The sequence below is a fragment of the Salinigranum salinum genome, from assembly GCF_009176545.1.
Lineage (GTDB): Archaea > Halobacteriota > Halobacteria > Halobacteriales > Haloferacaceae > Salinigranum > Salinigranum salinum.
The window spans coordinates 1502932-1519414 of the sequence record NZ_VTOJ01000002.1 but is presented as its reverse complement, the minus strand read 5'-3'; the positions used below and the strand labels follow the sequence as shown (position 1 = coordinate 1519414).

The following is a 16483-nucleotide window of genomic DNA, read 5'->3' as shown; positions in this document are numbered from 1 at the left end:
TGCTCGCCGAACCACAAGGGCCTAACACGCGCGTCCCGAACGCCCGACGATGATCCACGTCGTCGGCGGGGGAATCGCCGGGCTCGCCGCCGCCTACCGACTCCGACAGCACGGCCACGACGTCCACGTGTTCGAGGCCTCGGACGACCTCGGGGGACTCGCCGCGACATACGAGACGCCGGGAGACCGCATCGAGAGCTTCTACCACCACCTCTCGAAGTCGGAAGAGACCATCGTCGAGCTCGCCGACGAGCTCGGGGTCGGCGACCGACTCGAGTGGCTCGTCGGCAAGAACGCCTACTACGTCGACGGCGTCGTCCACCCGCTCGACACTCCGTGGGAGATCCTCGCCTACCCGCATCTCTCGATCTACGACAAGTTCCGGCTGGGGATGCTCACCCTCGGCGTCGACCTCCGCGGCGGTCGCCCCCGCTTCGACTCCTACGAGTCGCTCGAGGCGTACGAGGACACGCCTGTCAGAGAGTTCATCGTCGAGCACACGACCGAGGGCGTCTACGACCAGTTCTTCGAGCCGTTGCTCGACGCGAAGTTCGGCTCCCGCAAGGAGGACGTGAGCGCCGCGTGGCTGCTGGGCAGGATCAAGTTCCGCGGCGAGCGCGACCTCCTCCGCGGGGAGATCCTCGGTTACTTCGACGGCGGGTTCGCCCCGTTCATCGACGCCCTCGTCGAGGCCGTGGGGCGGGAGAACGTCACCACCGGCGCACGCGTGACGGACCTCTCCCTCGAAGACGGCGCGGTGTCGACGCTCACCGTCGACACGGGAGCGGCGACCGAGACCCACGACACTGAGGGAGTCGTCGTCGCAGCGATGCCGAACGTCCTCGAGGCGCTCTGTGGCTACGAGTGCGACGTCGACTTCCAGGGCGCGGTGTGTGCGGTCGTCACGATGGACGACTCCCTCACGGACACCTACTGGCTGAACGTCGCCCACGACGCGCCGTTCGGCGCGCTCATCGAGCACACGAACTTCGTCTCCCCCGACAGGTACGGCGGGAAGCACCTGCTGTACGTCGCCAGCTACGTCCAGGAGTACGACGAGGACCTCTGGCAGGCCTCCGACGACGAGATCGAGGAGCTGTGGCTCTCGCACGTCGAGGAGATGTTCCCCTCGTTTTCGCGGGAGTCAGTCGAACGGTTCCGCCTCGCGCGCAACCCCCGCGCCGCGCCGGTGTACGAGCGCGGCTACCTCGAGAAGGTCGTCCCGTACGACCTGCGGGAGGTGGCCGACGGCCTCTACTATGCGGGGATGGCCTCGCGGGCGCAGTACCCCGAGCGATCGCTCAACGGTGGGATCGTCGCCGGTTTCGAGTGTGCCGACCGGATCGACGCCCGGGCACCAGCGGACGAAGCGTCCTCGACGGATCCTCGCGACCCGGACCGGGCCGTGGCGGACGGTGCGGGCGAGAAGTGAGACGAGCGCCGTCGCCGGTAGCCCCGGACGCGACCGCTGTCCATCACTGCACGACCGACCGCAACCCGGCGTCTCCCCGGTCCCGATCGGTTCGCGAGCGCCGGGGTCAGTCGGCCTTCGCGTCCTCGTTCTCGTCGGCGTCGACGTCCTGCATCCCGGGGGCGGCCGTGACGTCGACCTCCTCGTCGTCGGGGGTGATGGCGTCGCCGACGTGGAGGTTCCCCTCCTCGTCCTCGACGTAGACGTCGTCGGCGAAGCCACCCTCGGCGTGGGGGTGCTCCGGCGCGTCGAGTTTCTCGGGGGTCGACGGCGCGGACGGGATCTCGCGGGTCCGGAAGTCGCCGAGCGGGTCGTCGATGGTGATCGAGTGTGCGCGGAAGAACGACTCGTACCGCTCGTAGTGGGCCTCCAGTTCGTCGGCCGGGAACTCCATCATCTCGGTCCAGCCGTGGTTGAAGAAGTCGAAGTTGGCCTGGACGTGGGTGACCTCGCGGGCCTCGGCCTCGGTGAACCCGGCGTCGAGCGCCGCGACGTACGTGTCGAACGTACAGTGGAAGAAGTCGGCCATGTGGTCCTCGCGCTCCTCGCGGCGGCCCTCGTCGGCCTTCCGGCCGAAGACGTCGACGTGGAGGTCGACGAGTTTGTCGCGGGCGATGTCGCCCACCACGGGCGTCGTGAGCGCCTTCTTCGCCGCCCAGTGCCGGAGGTTCTGGCGGATCTTCATCTCGTCCGGAGGTTGGTGCGAACTCGGGTAAGGGTTGCGGCACGGGGTGTCGACCACTCGATCCCGATCGGCGGTTCACCGGCGGCCTCACCGCGCGCCGCCCGCCGCAACGTTCGGAACTCCTGTCACGATGTGCCGATCCCGTCGCTCGACCGTCCGGAATCCGTGACTGTGTTGCCCGAGAGCGAGCCGTTCGGCGACGCTCGGACGCGAGGCGTGTCGCGGCGTAGGACCGATTCTCGCCGATGATGCACGGATAGCAATCCACATTAACCCCGAACTACAACGTGGCGGATATGAGCCAGTCGTATGTGATCATCGGCGACGGCATCGCGGGTTCCTCCGCGGCCGAGACGCTCCGTGAGGAGGCGCCAGACGCCGATGTCACCGTCATCACAGACGAGGGCGAGGCCCTGTACAACCGGATCCTCATCAAGGAGTTCGCGAAGGGCAAACTCCCCGAGGCCCCCATCTCCATCCACAGCGACTCGTGGTACGCCGACCGCGACATCGACCTGCGTCTCAACACGGTCGTGACGGGCGTCGACCCCGACGCACACACCCTCAGAACCCACGAGGGCGACGAGATCGAGTACGACAAACTCCTCGTCGCCACGGGCGGGACCCCCACGCAGCTGCCGGTCGAGAACTCCGACGCCGAGGGAATCCACCACTTCTGGACGTTCCAGGACGCCCGCGCCATCCGCGAACACGCCGAGAACTCCGAGACGGGCGTCGTCGTCGGGGCCGGCCTCCTCGGGATCGATCTCGCGGCGATCTGCGCCGCACAGGAGATCGACGCACACTACCTGATGCGCGGCGAGTGCTGGTGGCGCTACGCCCTGTCGCCCGACGGTGCCGAGATCATCCACGACGCGCTGGAAGAGCGCGGCGTGACGCCCGTCTTCGGCTCCGGCGTCGACCGCTTCGAGACCGACGACGACGGCCACGTCGTCTCGACCGTCGACCCCAACGGCGACCGCTACGACTCCGAGTTCGTCGGCATCGCCATCGGGCTCGACTTCAACGCCGAACTCCTGCAGGGGACGGACGTCGTCTGCGACGACGGGATCGTCGTCGACGAGTACATGCGGACGAACGACGACGACATCTTCGCCGCCGGCGACATCACCCAGTTCCACGACGTCATCCTCGGCGAGCGCACCCAGAACGGCGCGTGGGGCTCCGCGAAGGAACAGGGGACGATCGCCGCGAAGAACATGGTCGACTACGCCTCCGAGGAGTTCCGCTGGGTCTCCTCGTACTCCATCACGCACTTCGACTTCCCCTTCCTCTCGTTCGGTCACCCGACCCTCGGTGACGACGACGCCGAGCGCAAGTACGAGGACAACACGTGGCGTCGTATCACGTTCAAGGACGGCAGGATCATCGGCGGCGTCCTCGTCGGCGACCTCTCCGCCCAGTCGGCGTACAAGAAGCTGATGCGCGAGGAGCGCGTCGTCTCCGACCAGAAGGAGACGCTCCTGGAGAAGCGCGTCGACCTCGACAAGATCGCCCCGGCACAGCAGTAACTCGCTCGCCCGACCGCCTCGCTCTCCGTCTTCGGTCCACTCCTCTCTTCGGTCTTCGATCCACCCCGGTCTTCCGTCTTCGATCCACTCCGGTTCCCCGTCTTCGATTCACTCCAGCCTCCCGTCTTCGATCCATCCCCCCGCCTCTCGCTCCAGCTCCCGTCCCGTCCCTGGCCTGGCCACCGGGCCGTGGTTCCGATCCGTCCCGGTGACCGCCGGACCGACCCGACGCGGGCCACGTCCCCGCGACGCCGACGTCGTCGTGTCCACCGACCGCTCCCGTCAGGAGTGAACGGCCACACCGCGGACACCGTCCGGAAGCGAAGCCGTTTTTCGGCGTGACTCTCTTCGTGAGATCATGGACGCCGGCGACCGGAGTGGGACGATGACACTCGCCTTCGAACTCGACGCGCTCAAAGCGCTCGCGGACCCGACAGCGGTGTTCTCGGACACTCGACAGTGGACGAAGTACGTCGGCGTCGTGAGCGAACAGCCCACGTACGTCGTGACGAACTACACGCGGAAACACCGCGTCAGACAGGACTTCTTCTCCGGTCCGCGAGGCGTGGTCGAGAGCCTCGAGAACGTCAAGCGGCAGTTCGACACCGACCGCCACGTCTTCGTCGGCACCTCGGACGAAGACCGCGAGGCCGCCGAGGAGACCGGGTGGGAGTTCCTCCCGATCGAGCAGGCGGCGGAGGCCGCAGGCTGGACGCTCGGCGACGCCGAGGAGGACGACGACCCGTTCGAGGACGACGGCCGCGACGACTGGCCGTAGCCTAGGTGCCGACCGCGTCCGCCGTCGGCTGCGTTCCCGTCGGCGACCTGTCGTCGTCGCGGAGCTGGACGAACGCGTCGCAGGTCACGGCGAGCAGGTACAGCGTCAGGAGGACGTTCACCAGCCCGACACCGAGTCCGGCGCTCCCGGAGCCGACTGCGAGGCCCAGCCCGAAGTTGACGACGAACGTCACGACGAGCGTCGCGGCGAAGAGCACGAGCACGAGGAGGAAGATCCGGATCCGGCTCCCCCGAGTGAGCCGCCAGCTCCGACGCATTGCCGTCACGAAGTTCACCTTCTCGACGGCGACGAACTGCACCATGAACAGCAGCCCGACGTAGGCGACGATACCTGGAACGACTAGGAGAATCGTGCCGACGAGGACGATCAGTCCGAACGCTATTCCCCCGACGACGAGGTTCGCCACGACGAACAGCATCCGGTCGGTCAGGAACCGTCGCGGGATCCGCTCCCGCTCGCGGGCGACGAACGTCCGGACGGCGACGACGCTGACGACGGTCGCCGCGAGCAGCGTGACGACGACCAGCACTCCCGCCACGACGTTCGGCAGCGGGAGCGTCACGAGAGCCGGCGAGGCGACCCGGTCGGCTCCTGCCGGTACCAGACTGGTGAGGAGGGACTGGAGCAGTGTGTTGACGCTCAACTGGTAGACGAGCATCACCGCCGCGTACACGGTGAGGACGACGACGCCGGTCCGGCTCGCGAGCCGTTCGGCACCGCCTTTCAGGGCGGATCCGAGTTGGAGGGACATGCGTGGACGCGTTCGTCGACTGGTATAAAAACGGTGTCGATGCAGTGACAAATGGTGGCAAAAAGACCCGAGTCACCCCATCGAAAGTCCTAATCAGGCCCGGTCCTTGGCTCCGGTAATGAGTCATCAGCTGCCCGACGTGCAGGCCACCCGCCCCGACGTGACCGTGGGGCTGAGTCAGGTCGGCGTCACCGGCGTCGAGAAACTCGTCAAGATCGCTCGCAACGGCAAACGCCCGCTCGTCCTGATGGCGGAGTTCGAGGTGTTCGTCGATCTCCCCGGGGGAAGAAAGGGGATCGACATGAGCCGGAACATGCAGGTCATCGACGAGATCCTCGAAGAGGCCGTCTCCGAACCCGCGTACAGAGTCGAGGACGTCTGTGGCGACGCCGCCGAGCGGCTGCTCGCCAAACACGACTACACCTCGTCGGCGGAGGTCCACATGGAGGCCGAACTCATCCTGAAGGAGGACACGCCCGCGAGCGGCCTCTCGACACAGAGCAGCGTCGACATCATCGCCTCGGCCACCGCCACCGACGAGGGGACCCGCGAGGAGATCGGCGCTCGCGTCGTGGGCATGACGGTCTGTCCGTGTTCGCAGGGGATGTCCGCCTCGCGCGCCCGCGATACGCTCCTCGACCTCGGCGTCGACGAGGAGACGACCGAGGAGTTCCTCGAGGCGGTTCCCCAGCCCGGTCACTCACAGCGCGGTCACGCCACGCTGACGGTGACGAGCGAGGGGTCGCCCGACGTCGACCTCATCGACGTCGTCGACATCGCCCGCGACTCGATGAGTGCGCGCATCTACAACCTCGCGAAGCGGCCCGACGAGGACCACATGACCTACCACGCCCACGCGAACGCGAAGTTCGTCGAGGACTGCGTCCGGTCGATGGCCGAACAGGTGGTCGACGAGTTCGATCACCTCGCCGACGACACGGTGGTCCACATGAAGCAGTCGAACGACGAGTCCATCCACCAGCACAACGCCCACGCCGAGCGCGAGCTCACGATGGCACGGCTCCGCGAGGAACTCCGGGCCTGAGCCGGCGGCTCGCGCTCTTCGCTTCCCGTCCGGTCCAATAACTCGCCTTCCAGTTCGGTAACCCGTCCGCTCAGCTCGACAGCGGTTCGGCGTCGGCCCACCGCGCCTCGAACGTCTCGCGGAGGTTCGACGCGAACGCTGGGTCCTTGAGATCGATCGTCGCAAGCGTCTGCGTCGGCTCCAGCGGGTTCGGGACGTCGATACACACCTCCACGTCGTCGATGAGGTTGAACGTCCCGGAGACGGTCGTCGACGTCCGCACCTCGAACGCCTCGCGACCGGCGAGGCGTTCGTGACAGTCGTCCCAGACCGGCTCGGGCACCGATGCCACCAGCTCCGGCGACAGGAGCAACGATACGCGCACACCGCGTTCGAGCGCCTCGTTCAGCCGGTCCACGACCACCCGACTCATCCGACGGACGCCGCACCGTGGTGAGGGCGTCCCCGCAACCATCACCAGACGCTCGTCGGCGGCCGTCAGTCGCTCGGCGAGCAGGTCGGCGCTCTCTTCGGGGCCGATGGCGGCGGTCCAGAACGCCTCGCCGGTGGATTCGTCCGCGCCGAGTTCCTTCGAGAGCTCTTCGACGAGTGACTCGTACTGCTGGGCCTTCCGTTCGAGCTCCGCCTGTTTGTCCGCGAGGAGCCGTTCGAGCCCGGTCTCGGGCTCGACGCCGAGGTACTTCTTCGGACGACTCGCCGCCTGACTCCGTACGAGACCGTACCGTTCGAGGCCGTTGAGCACGTCGTAGACGCGCCCCATCGGGACGTCACTCGCCCGCGACAGCTCCTTCGCGGTCGCCGGACCGTGTTCGAGTAGAACGCGATAGCAGCGGGCCTCGTACTCCGACAGGCCCAGGTCGCGCAGCGTCGCCATACCCTTTCACCTCCTGCGTTAGACATAAACGCATCGCGACGGTTCCCGCGCTCAGTAGGTCGAATTCTCGCTCGACAGTCAGTTGGTTCGTCACTAGCTAACTGATTTCAGATACTTTTGTCATCAGTTCGTCGGGGGTCGTCGCCGTCCGACGTTCGTCACCGACGCGGACGCGTGCGTCGGATCGTTCGCCGGGGACGATCACGCGCTCGTGATCGGCCACCCGGAGCGCCGCGCGGTGGAGGTCGTCACCCTCGGGGACGTCGATGACGAGGTCCGGTCGGCAGAGGCGGGCCGCGACCGACCCGTAGCCGGCGACCTGGACGCCGAACCGGTCGGCCGCGCCCGCGAAGGCCGCGACGGTCTCGTGGGCCACGTCGCGGTAGGTCTCGTCATCGGTGAGCGCAGCCAGGTCGAGGCAGGTCTCCGCGAGTTCGACGTTGCCGTCGATGGGGCGCAGCGGGTGGTCGAGCAGTCCCGCACCGTCCCGGGGACCGTCGCGGAAGGAGCCGTCGTCGTGGAGCGTCTCGACCGCGTGGTCGACGACGGCGCACGCCGTCTCGACACCCTCGCCGAGCACCTGCTCTGCGCGACAGAAGGCGGCTGCGACCCGTGCGTGGTCCTCGAGGAGGCCGCGTTCGCCGCGCTCGTCGCCCGTCCGGTAGCGGGTCACGACGCCGTCGTGGATCAGTTCCGTGCGCAGGAAGTCGAGGATCCGTTCGGCGGCCGCTCTGGCCCCGTCGTCGTCGGTGTACGCGGCGAGCGTCAGGAACGCCTCGGCTGCGAGTCCGTTGTCGCCGGCGTACTCGGTCAGATCGCGGCGGGGCGGGGCCGCCTCGCGTCGTTCGTCCGCCGAGAGCGTGTAGTAGCCCGACTCGTCGGCGGGACCGAGGCTCCCACCGACCGCCCGGCCCGTCCAGAGGTCGTCGGTGAGGAAGTCGACCGTCGCCGACGCCGTCTGCCGGTACCGTTCGTCGCCCGTGTAGAGGTAGCCGTTGGCGAACGCGCGGACGAGCGCCGCGTTCGTCGCGAGCCGTTTCTCGCGTTCGACGTCGCCCCAGTCGCGCGACCCGGCGTAGCGGAAGAAGCCACCGTCGACCGGATCGAAGAGGTTGCGTTCGACCACGTCGAGCGTCGTCAGCGCCTGGTTCCGTTCGCGCTTGAGGGCGAACTCGATGGTCCGGGGAAGCGGGAACTTGGCGTCCGTCCCCCAGCCGCCGAACTCGTGGTCGTACTGTGCCTCCAGTTGTCCCGCGAGGTGTTCTTCGATGGCCGACGTCACCTCGCCCGCCGGCGTCGGATCGCCCGCGAGCGCCCGGGGGACGGTCCCCGCGCTGTCGCCGTGTTCGACCCAGGTGTCGCGGACCCGGTCGAGCACCGACTTCATGCCGTCGGGACCGAGATACGTCGCGCCCGTGAGCACCTCGCCGGTCGGCGTACAGAACACGGTCGACGGGAACCCGCCCATGTTGTACCGTTCTCTCACCCGAGGGTGGCGGTCGACGTCGACGCGTACGGGGACGTAGCTGTCCCCGACGACCGCCGCCACTCTGGGATCCGCGAACGTCTCGCGGTCCATCTCGTGACAGGCGCTACACCACGTCGCGGTCAACGACAGCAAGAGCGGGGCGTCGCGGTCGCGTGCCTCGGCGAACGCGTCGGCTCCCCAGTCGCGCCAGTCGACGCCGACTCGTGGCTCGTCGCGCTCGCCACCCGCCGCGTTCGCGTCCTCGTCGGGGTTCGCGTCGTCGCCGGGGTCTACGCCCTCGTCGTCCATGGTCGCGGCTGGGCGGTGGAGGGGTAAAGCCCCTCGGGATTCGCCCCGTTCCTCCGGTCGACCGGCGGCGACCAGCAGAGGAAATCGGTCCACGCGACGGTTCACACCGGACGACCGTCTCCGAGACGGCGACGTCCGGGGCGTCTCCGTCCGACGGATCGCGACTCGTCGCACTCTCACCCGATTTGTCCGCTCGGATCTCGCGGTCGCAACGCTCTCGTCCTCGCCTCGCGAACGTCCTGAGCGGATGTCCACACTCTCCGACACCACCGCCCTCGTCACCGGTGCCTCTCGCGGTATCGGCCGCGGGATCGCCCTCGCACTCGGCGACGCCGGTGCGACGGTCTACGTCACCGGCCGGAGCGTCGCCGCCGACCGGACGGACGGCCTCCCGGGGACCGTCGACGACACCGCCGCGGCCGTCACCGATCGCGGCGGCCGGGGGATCGCCGTTCAGTGCGACCACACCGACGACGAGGCGGTCGCGGCGCTGTTCGACCGGATCGACCGGGACTTCGCGTCCGAGCGGGCCGCCGACGAACCGGGTGGGCTGGACCTCCTCGTCAACAACGTCTGGGGCGGCTACGAGGGGTACGGCGCGGGCTTCGACGACCCCTTCTGGGAGCAGTCGGTCGAGACGTGGGACCGGATGTTCGACGCGGGTGTCCGCGCGCACTTTACAGCCTCGCGTCTCGCCGTCCCGCGCATGCTCGCCGCGGGCGGCGGGCTCGTCGTCACGGTCTCGGCGGGTCACGGCGACCGCTACCGGGGGAACGTCCCGTACGACGTCTCGAAGACCGCCACCGAGCGGCTGACGCGCGTGATGGCGCACGAACTCCGCGACGCCCCCGTCGCCGCGGTCGCCGTCCAGCCGGGGTTCACGCGGACGGAACGTGTGCTCGACGCCGTCGGCGACGACGCCGACACGCTTGCGGAGACGGAGTCGCCGCTGTACACGGGTCGGGCGGTGGTCGCGCTCGCTGCGGACTCCGCCGTGGGGGAGAGGTCGGGCGGTGTCTACCGCGTCGGCGACCTCGCCCGCGAGTACGGCTTCACCGACGTCGACGGGAGCCAGCCCCCGCCGTTCGACCTCCCGAGCGAGCCGCTGTGACCCCACCGTACCCGTCACTCGTCGATTCCCCCCGCAGAGGCTCCCGTCGAGACCAGTGCAGAAAGGCTATGGGTGCGCGTCGGTAATCCGAGCCCATGCCGCGCACGCGCTGGATCCTCGCGTCCCTGCTCCTCATCCCGCTGGCGGACGCGCTGCTCCTCGTGGTCGTCTCGGACTTCATCGGCTGGCAGGCCACCGTCGCGCTCGTCGTCCTGACGGGGCTCGTCGGGATGCTGCTCGTCCGCGCCGAGGGCCGCCACACGCTCCGGGCGCTCCAGCAGAAGGTCGAAACCGGGCAACTCCCGACGAACCAGGTCATGGACGGGGGTCTGCTCCTCGTCGCCGGCGCGTTCCTCCTCACGCCGGGGCTCGTGACCGACACCATCGGGTTCCTGCTCGCAGTGCCGCTCACGCGCTACCCGATCCGCGAGGTCCTCAAGCGCGTCGTCGTCAAACCGTACCTCGACCGGCGAATGGAGGGCTTCGTCTCCGGAAACGTCTGGACCGCCGGCTTCCCGCAGGAGGAGTTCGGAGGCGGACCGTCGGGATCCAGCGGTGGGTCGGAATCCGGCGGTGGGTCCGGGCCGGGATCCAGCGACTACGTCGACGTCGACGGCGGCACCGTGGACGACGACAGGCGGTGACGGCGTCGCAGTGGTGCTGAAAGGAAACTCTTAAACGAACCAGCGAGCAACGACTGAATGCGCTCACCTGGGCCAATAGCTCAGTCAGGTTGAGCGCTCGGCTGATAACCGGGAGGTCCGCGGTTCAAATCCGCGTTGGCCCACCTCCACCCCTGTGGCTTTCCGGCCACGGGAGATTGGTGGGGACAACTCCCCAGCCACCCAATCTCGCTTCGACACTTCTCCCGAGCGGTGCGTCTCCATCCGGCCGTGTTCGACTCCCGTGGTTCGTCGCCTCACTCACGGTCACGGCTCTGGTCCCGTTCCCGATCACCCCCGGCGTTCTTGATCCACGCACTCTCCCAACCCGGCCCGAATTTGGGTGACATTCGTGGTGACACTCCGGGGAGTTCGTGGCCACAGTTCGGAAAATCCTCTTTTATATATCGACCGCCGCTCGGTGTATGTCACGTTCCATACTGGCAGTGGCACTGGCGCTGGTCACGCTCTGCTCCCTCGTGGCGGGGGCGGGTGTGGCCGGCGCACAGCAGTCGAACAGCGCGACAGTTTCACTCTCGGCGCAGCCCTCGGGAGGACACACCGTCACCGTCGATTCGGTGACGCTCCCCGACGGCGGTTTCGTCACGCTCCACGACGCCTCGCTGAACGACGGTGCCGTGCTCGCGAGCGTCGTCGGCTCGTCGGCGTACCTCGAACCGGGGACGCACGAGAACGTCACGGTGCGTCTCGACGACCCGATCTCCGAAGACACGACGCTCGTCGCCATGCCGCACCGCGACACCAACGGTAACAGAATCTACGAGTTCGTCTCCGCCGGTGGGGCCGCGGACGGTCCGTACACGGCCGACGGGAGCGCGGTCGTCGACAGCGCGGAGGTGACCGCGAGCGCGACGATTTCGGCGTCCGCCCAGCGTTCGAGTGGCGAGTCGGTCGTCGTCGACCGGGTCGAACTCTCCGCGCCGGGCTTCGTCGTCGTCCACGACCAGAGCCTCCTCGATGAGGGTGACGCGGTCGGCAGCGTCGCCGGCGTCTCCGACTACCTCGAGCCCGGTGTCCACGAGAACGTCAGGGTCGCACTCGACACCTCGATCGAGAACGAGACGGTCGTCCCGATGGCCCACCGTGACACCAACGGCAACGAACAGTACGACTTCCCCGATGCCGACGGACCGTTCACGGCTGACGGGAGCGCGGTCGTGGACACCGCCGCAGTGACTATCTCTTCGACGTCGACGGTGTCGTTCCCGGCGCAGTCGTCGGGCGGTAACACGGCCGTCGTCGACAGCGCGTACCTCCCTGACGGCGGGTTCGTCGTGCTTCACGACTCCCGACTCGCCGACGGCCAGGCGGTCGAATCCGTGGTCGGCTCCTCGGCGTACCTCGAACCGGGGCTGCACCGGAACGTCGTCGTCACGCTCGACGACCCGCTCGACGCCGACGAGGAACTGACGGCGATGACGCACCGCGACACCGACGACGACCAGATGTACGAGTTCCCGGACGCCGACGGGTCGTACACGGCTGACGGCGGCGCGGTCGTCGATGCCGGCGACGTTGCCGTCTCCGCGTCCGTCGACATGGCCGCGCAGGCCTCCGACGGCCACACGGTGACGGTCGACCGTGTCGACCTCAACGAGGGCGGCTTCGTCGTGGTCCACGACGCGAGCCTCTTCGCCGGCCAGGTCGAGGGCTCCGTCCTCGGCGCTTCGGCGTACCTCGAGCCCGGCGTCCACGAGGACGTGCAGGTGACGCTCGACACGCCCGCGAACGAGTCACAGGTCCTCGTCCCGATGGCCCACCGCGACACCGACGGCGACGAGATGTACGAGTTCCCCGAGGCCGACGGTCCGTACACGGCTGATGGTGGCGCGGTCGTCGACAGCGCAGACGTGACCGTCACGGCCTCGGCGACGATCTCCGACCAGTCCGGCGGCGAGACGGTCGTCGTCGACTCGGTGACGCTCGCCGACGGCGGCTTCGTGACGGTCCACGACGGCAGCCTCCAGGACGGCGACGTCTTCGAGAGCGTCCGCGGCACCTCCGCGTACCTCGGTCCCGGCACCCACACTGACGTCGAGGTGACGCTCGACGAACCGTACGAGGAGTCGGGCACCGCCATCGCGATGCCGCACCGCGACACCGACGGCGACGAACGGTACGACTTCGTCACCTCCTCGGGTGCCGATGACGGTCCCTACACGGCGAACGGTCCCGTCGTCGCAGCCGCGGGGGTGAACGTCTCCACCGACGGGATGGACTCCGAGTCGTCCGACGAGATGAACACGGAGACCGAGATGGCCGACGAGACGGAGATGGGCACGGAGACCGAGATGGCCGACGAGACGGAGACGACCGACGAGACTGAGACGACCGACGGGACTGAGACGGAGATGGACGGCGAAACCGACGAGCCGACCGGGACGAGCTCGACGTCGCTCCCGGGCTTCGGTGTCGTCGTCGCGCTGGTGGCGCTGCTCGCCGCGGCGCTCGTCGTCGCCCGGCAGCGCTGACACCGGTCTCGGCCACTCTTCCCTCGGTCCGATTGGCCGCTCCGACTCACCGCTCGTCCCTGCTTTCGTCCACGGACAGCGCTTTTCGCCTCTCTCGGTCGGCCGTGACTCCGTTTCGGATGCGCGACTGCTCGGGGCCGAAAGGTAACTCCACTTGTATTAGGTAAATTCTTATTGTGTTATCTCGTGGGCCGAGACATGAGCACGAACTGGCGCGTCCTCCTCGCGCTTCTCCTCGTCGTGGCACTGTTTCCTGCCGGTGTCGCTCCCGTCCACGCCGCGGAGGAGTGTCCGTCTCCGGTCACGTCGACCGACGCGACGGGCACCTCCGTGACGGTGACCGAGCGGCCCGGGCGGGTCGTCACCCTCGGACCGAGCGCCGCACAGACCCTCTACGAGATCGACGCGTGGGATCGGGTGGTCGGCGTCACGGCGAACGCCGACTACCTCCCCGGTGCCGGCGAGAAGACACAGCTCGGCAACCCGTTCTTCGAGGCGTCGGCGGTGACGGAGCGAACCATCGCGGCCGACCCGGACCTCGTCCTCGTCCCGAACGCCTATCGGTACTCGGTGCAGGTCGACACGTTGCGGGAGGCGGGGTTGACCGTCTACGTCTTCGAGGGGGCCGAGACCATCGACGACGTGGTCGAGAAAACGCGCCTCACGGGCGACCTCGTCGGCTCGTGTGAGTCCGCCGACGAGACGGCCGACACGATGGAGACCCAGCTCGACATCGTGAGCGACGCGCTGGCCGACGAGGAACGGCCCCGTGGTCTGTACTACTTCTTCGGCTTCACCGCCGGCGCGGACACGTTCGTCGACGAGATCGTCACCGCCGGTGGCGTCGACAACATGGCCGCGGCGGGCGAGGCGAACGCGACCCAGTCGAGCGGCTACTTCCTCGTCAGCGCCGAGACGGTCGTCGCCGAGGATCCCGAGTGGTTCGTCCTCAACGGCGACGAGTACGACGAGGCGCGCGTGCCCGCAGGCCCGAACGACGCGTTCACCGAGACGACGGCCGCCCGGGAGGGCAACGCGGTCGTTCTCGACGCCAACGAGATCTCACAGCCGGCGCCACGGGTCGTCGACGCCGTACTCGATCTCGTGAAGGCGGTCCACCCGGAGGCCTACCGCGAGGAGATCCGGAGCCGACTCGACAGCGACGACGACCTCGACGGGGCGAAACAGGTCCGGGCCACGACTCTCGCCGACGGGAGCGTCCGCCTCGAAGCGCGCAACCTCGGACGCGACGACCAGGTGAGTTTCGCGGTCCCCGACCGTCCGAACGCGACGACGACCCTCCAGCGGGTAAACGTCTCACTGGCGACGGTAAACCCCTCGTTCACGATCGACCTCCGGTATCCGACGGCGGCCGATGCTCCGACATCGCTGAACGGTACGTACGCTCTCACCCGGTTCTCACTGGAGAGTAACGGTCTCGCCGACGAGGACGTCGAGCGGCTCCGCGTCCGTTTCTCGGTAGACGAGCGCACGCTGGCCGCCCGGGACGCCACCGCGGAGAACGTCACGCTGTACCGGCACGACGGGACGGCGTGGACCGCACTCGACACGCGGGTCGTCGCGTCGGCGAACGGTTCGGTCGTCTACGAGGCCACCGCACCCGGCGCGTCGTCGTTCGTCGTCGCCGTCCCCGAGACCGAGGCCGCACGGGCCGTCACTGCGACGCCGACGGCGACCCCGGAGCCGTCGACGACCGCCCCGTCGACGACGGCGGAGCAGACGGCGCGCACGACGTCGACACCGCAGCCGACGACCGCGCCACCCACGACGACGGGGACCGAGTTCCCCGGCTTCGGTCCGGTGGTGGCGGTCGTGGCTCTGGTCGTGTCGCTGCTCGCGGCACGCAGCGGTCGACGCTAACGCGACCGAATCGCACACGTTCATGTCCCTGGCACTCCCCGGCCGAGATACACGATGCGTCGTCGCCGTCTCCTCGTCGCCACGCTCGCGGCGGTCTCGGGCTGTACGAGCGCCGGCTACCGGGCGACCGGGCCGCGAACGCCCCCGCCCCGACCGGAGACGGACGCGGCTCCCGCCTCGACGCCGGACCCCGTCGAGGCGCGGGCACAGGCGATCCTCCGACCGCTCAACGAGGTGTACCGGACCGTCCGCGGACCGCTCGCCGACTTCGAGGTCGCGGACGTCTCTGACGAACAGCTCGCCGCGGCCCGTGACTCGCTCGCTCGTGCTCGGGAGGCGCAGTCGACGTTCTCCTCGACCGTGGCCGACCCTCCTGCACGGTACCAGTCACTGCCGACGCTCGTCGCGACCCACGGCTCGCTGCTCGACGCTCTCGTGGCCGCCGTCGACTGCTGGTCGTCGCTGTCGTCGATCGTCCCCGTCGCCCCGGCACGGGCCGACGACACCGACAGTGCGGCCCGCCTCACCACTGCCCGGACGGCGGTACAGACGCTGACGACAGTGGCGACCGACCTCGCCGACGCGGCCGACGCGGAGCCGACGATCCCGCCGGCACTGTTCCTGACGACCGATCGAGTCCGGTCGTTCGCGACGACACTCGACACCCAGTCGACCGCCCTCGAACGACTGATCGAGGCGGTCGCGGCCGTCCGCGACGCCGCCGACCGCTGGCGAGACGGCGTGACCGCGCTCGAACGCCAGCGATACGACGACGCGCGGGCGGCGTTCAGCACTGCACGCGAGGAGTACCGTGCGGCCAGCGAGTCGCTGGACGCTGGCCCCGACCCGACGGGCTCGTTCGTCGACCTCGCGGAGTCGACGGCGTGCGTGGTCTCGGCGGGCGTCGAGGCGGCGTCGACCGCCGTCGACGCGACCGAACTCGCCAGCGCTGGCGATGTCGCGCGAGCCGAAACCCGCCTCGACGAGGCCGAAACGATCCGGAATCGGTGTGTGAACTGAACTGTAGCCGCCGAATACCTGTTCACGAGCGAAAACGACGTCTGACACAAGAGTTTTAGCTGATGAACAAAACCGCCAGACGGAAGCGGAGTTGACACCGGTTCACACGCGAGACGAATCACACAAAACTTATTACAGAACCAGACCGGGCTACTGGTGTACCCCTACCCATGGTGGCACCAGCGAGTATCGCCGCTCACCCGCGTGGTGGCCGCGCGAGAAAGGTGTTGTCGCCGACTGCAACACAACCAAACCATGACAGACACAAACAGTAAGATTCGCGCTGTCGTACTCGCAGCGCTGATGGTCCTCTCCGTCTTCGCGGGGACCGTCGCGTTCACGGGTACGGCTGCGGCAGAGGACCTCACATCTATCGGTGTGAC

General features: G+C 68.4%; 13 protein-coding genes, 1 tRNA gene and 1 pseudogene. 11 read left to right on the top strand and 4 right to left on the bottom strand.

What is annotated here, in order from left to right; genetic code table 11:
• Window positions 1–49 precede the first annotated feature (49 nt).
• Window positions 50–1432: an NAD(P)/FAD-dependent oxidoreductase gene (locus FZP69_RS18660; protein ID WP_152042867.1), complete on the top strand. Its 1383-nt coding sequence runs from the start codon at window positions 50–52 to the stop codon at window positions 1430–1432.
• Window positions 1433–1538: 106 nt separating this feature from the next.
• Here the strand turns inward: FZP69_RS18660 and FZP69_RS18655 are convergent, their stop codons facing one another.
• Complete coding sequence (locus tag FZP69_RS18655; protein ID WP_152042866.1) at window positions 1539–2156, bottom strand: DUF6149 family protein; 618 nt, start codon at window positions 2154–2156, stop codon at window positions 1539–1541.
• A gap of 296 nt (window positions 2157–2452) precedes the next feature.
• Between FZP69_RS18655 and FZP69_RS18650 the strand changes: the two genes are divergently transcribed.
• Together FZP69_RS18650 and FZP69_RS18645 are read left to right on the top strand one after the other, a co-directional pair.
• Window positions 2453–3688: an NAD(P)/FAD-dependent oxidoreductase gene (locus tag FZP69_RS18650; protein ID WP_152042865.1), complete on the top strand. Its 1236-nt coding sequence runs from the start codon at window positions 2453–2455 to the stop codon at window positions 3686–3688.
• Between the two features lie 358 nt (window positions 3689–4046).
• The gene (locus tag FZP69_RS18645) at window positions 4047–4466 is read left to right on the top strand and encodes a DUF7124 domain-containing protein (protein WP_152042864.1); all 420 of its coding nucleotides are present in this window, start codon (window positions 4047–4049) and stop codon (window positions 4464–4466) included.
• Window position 4467: 1 nt separating this feature from the next.
• Here the strand turns inward: FZP69_RS18645 and FZP69_RS18640 are convergent, their stop codons facing one another.
• The gene (locus tag FZP69_RS18640) at window positions 4468–5238 is read right to left on the bottom strand and encodes a hypothetical protein (RefSeq protein WP_152042863.1); all 771 of its coding nucleotides are present in this window, start codon (window positions 5236–5238) and stop codon (window positions 4468–4470) included.
• Between the two features lie 118 nt (window positions 5239–5356).
• Between FZP69_RS18640 and mptA the strand changes: the two genes are divergently transcribed.
• Window positions 5357–6283 carry a GTP cyclohydrolase MptA gene (gene mptA, locus FZP69_RS18635; protein WP_152042862.1) on the top strand — a complete coding sequence of 309 codons (927 nt, stop codon included), beginning with the start codon at window positions 5357–5359 and terminating at the stop codon, window positions 6281–6283.
• A gap of 70 nt (window positions 6284–6353) precedes the next feature.
• On the opposite strand, the gene FZP69_RS18630 is transcribed toward mptA, so the two are convergent.
• Both FZP69_RS18630 and FZP69_RS18625 read right to left on the bottom strand, forming a co-directional pair.
• Window positions 6354–7157 carry a TrmB family transcriptional regulator gene (locus FZP69_RS18630; protein ID WP_152042861.1) on the bottom strand — a complete coding sequence of 268 codons (804 nt, stop codon included), beginning with the start codon at window positions 7155–7157 and terminating at the stop codon, window positions 6354–6356.
• A 97-nt stretch (window positions 7158–7254) separates the two neighbouring features.
• Window positions 7255–8934, bottom strand: a complete 1680-nt coding sequence (locus FZP69_RS18625; RefSeq protein WP_152042860.1) for a DUF255 domain-containing protein — start codon at window positions 8932–8934, stop codon at window positions 7255–7257.
• A 247-nt stretch (window positions 8935–9181) separates the two neighbouring features.
• Here FZP69_RS18625 and FZP69_RS18620 point away from each other — a divergent pair, with 247 nt between their 5' ends.
• The 7 genes and pseudogenes from FZP69_RS18620 to FZP69_RS23450 all read left to right on the top strand — a co-directional run.
• Window positions 9182–10045 (top strand): SDR family NAD(P)-dependent oxidoreductase, encoded by an 864-nt coding sequence (locus FZP69_RS18620; RefSeq protein ID WP_152042859.1) that lies wholly within the window; start codon window positions 9182–9184, stop codon window positions 10043–10045.
• A 95-nt stretch (window positions 10046–10140) separates the two neighbouring features.
• Window positions 10141–10689 (top strand): FxsA family protein, encoded by a 549-nt coding sequence (locus tag FZP69_RS18615; protein ID WP_152042858.1) that lies wholly within the window; start codon window positions 10141–10143, stop codon window positions 10687–10689.
• 69 nt (window positions 10690–10758) lie between these two features.
• Window positions 10759–10832 (top strand) — tRNA-Ile (locus FZP69_RS18610).
• 300 nt (window positions 10833–11132) lie between these two features.
• Entirely contained in the window at window positions 11133–13199 is a 2067-nt protein-coding gene (locus tag FZP69_RS18605) for a DUF7282 domain-containing protein (protein WP_152042857.1), read from the top strand.
• Between the two features lie 198 nt (window positions 13200–13397).
• On the top strand, window positions 13398–15080 hold the full coding sequence (locus FZP69_RS18600; RefSeq protein WP_152042856.1) for an ABC transporter substrate-binding protein: 1683 nt from the start codon (window positions 13398–13400) through the stop codon (window positions 15078–15080).
• A gap of 54 nt (window positions 15081–15134) precedes the next feature.
• Window positions 15135–16100 (top strand): hypothetical protein, encoded by a 966-nt coding sequence (locus FZP69_RS18595; protein WP_152042855.1) that lies wholly within the window; start codon window positions 15135–15137, stop codon window positions 16098–16100.
• A 255-nt stretch (window positions 16101–16355) separates the two neighbouring features.
• Window positions 16356–16421 (top strand): annotated as a pseudogene (locus FZP69_RS23450) (surface glycoprotein); the annotation flags it as partial.
• Window positions 16422–16483: the final 62 nt, after the last annotated feature.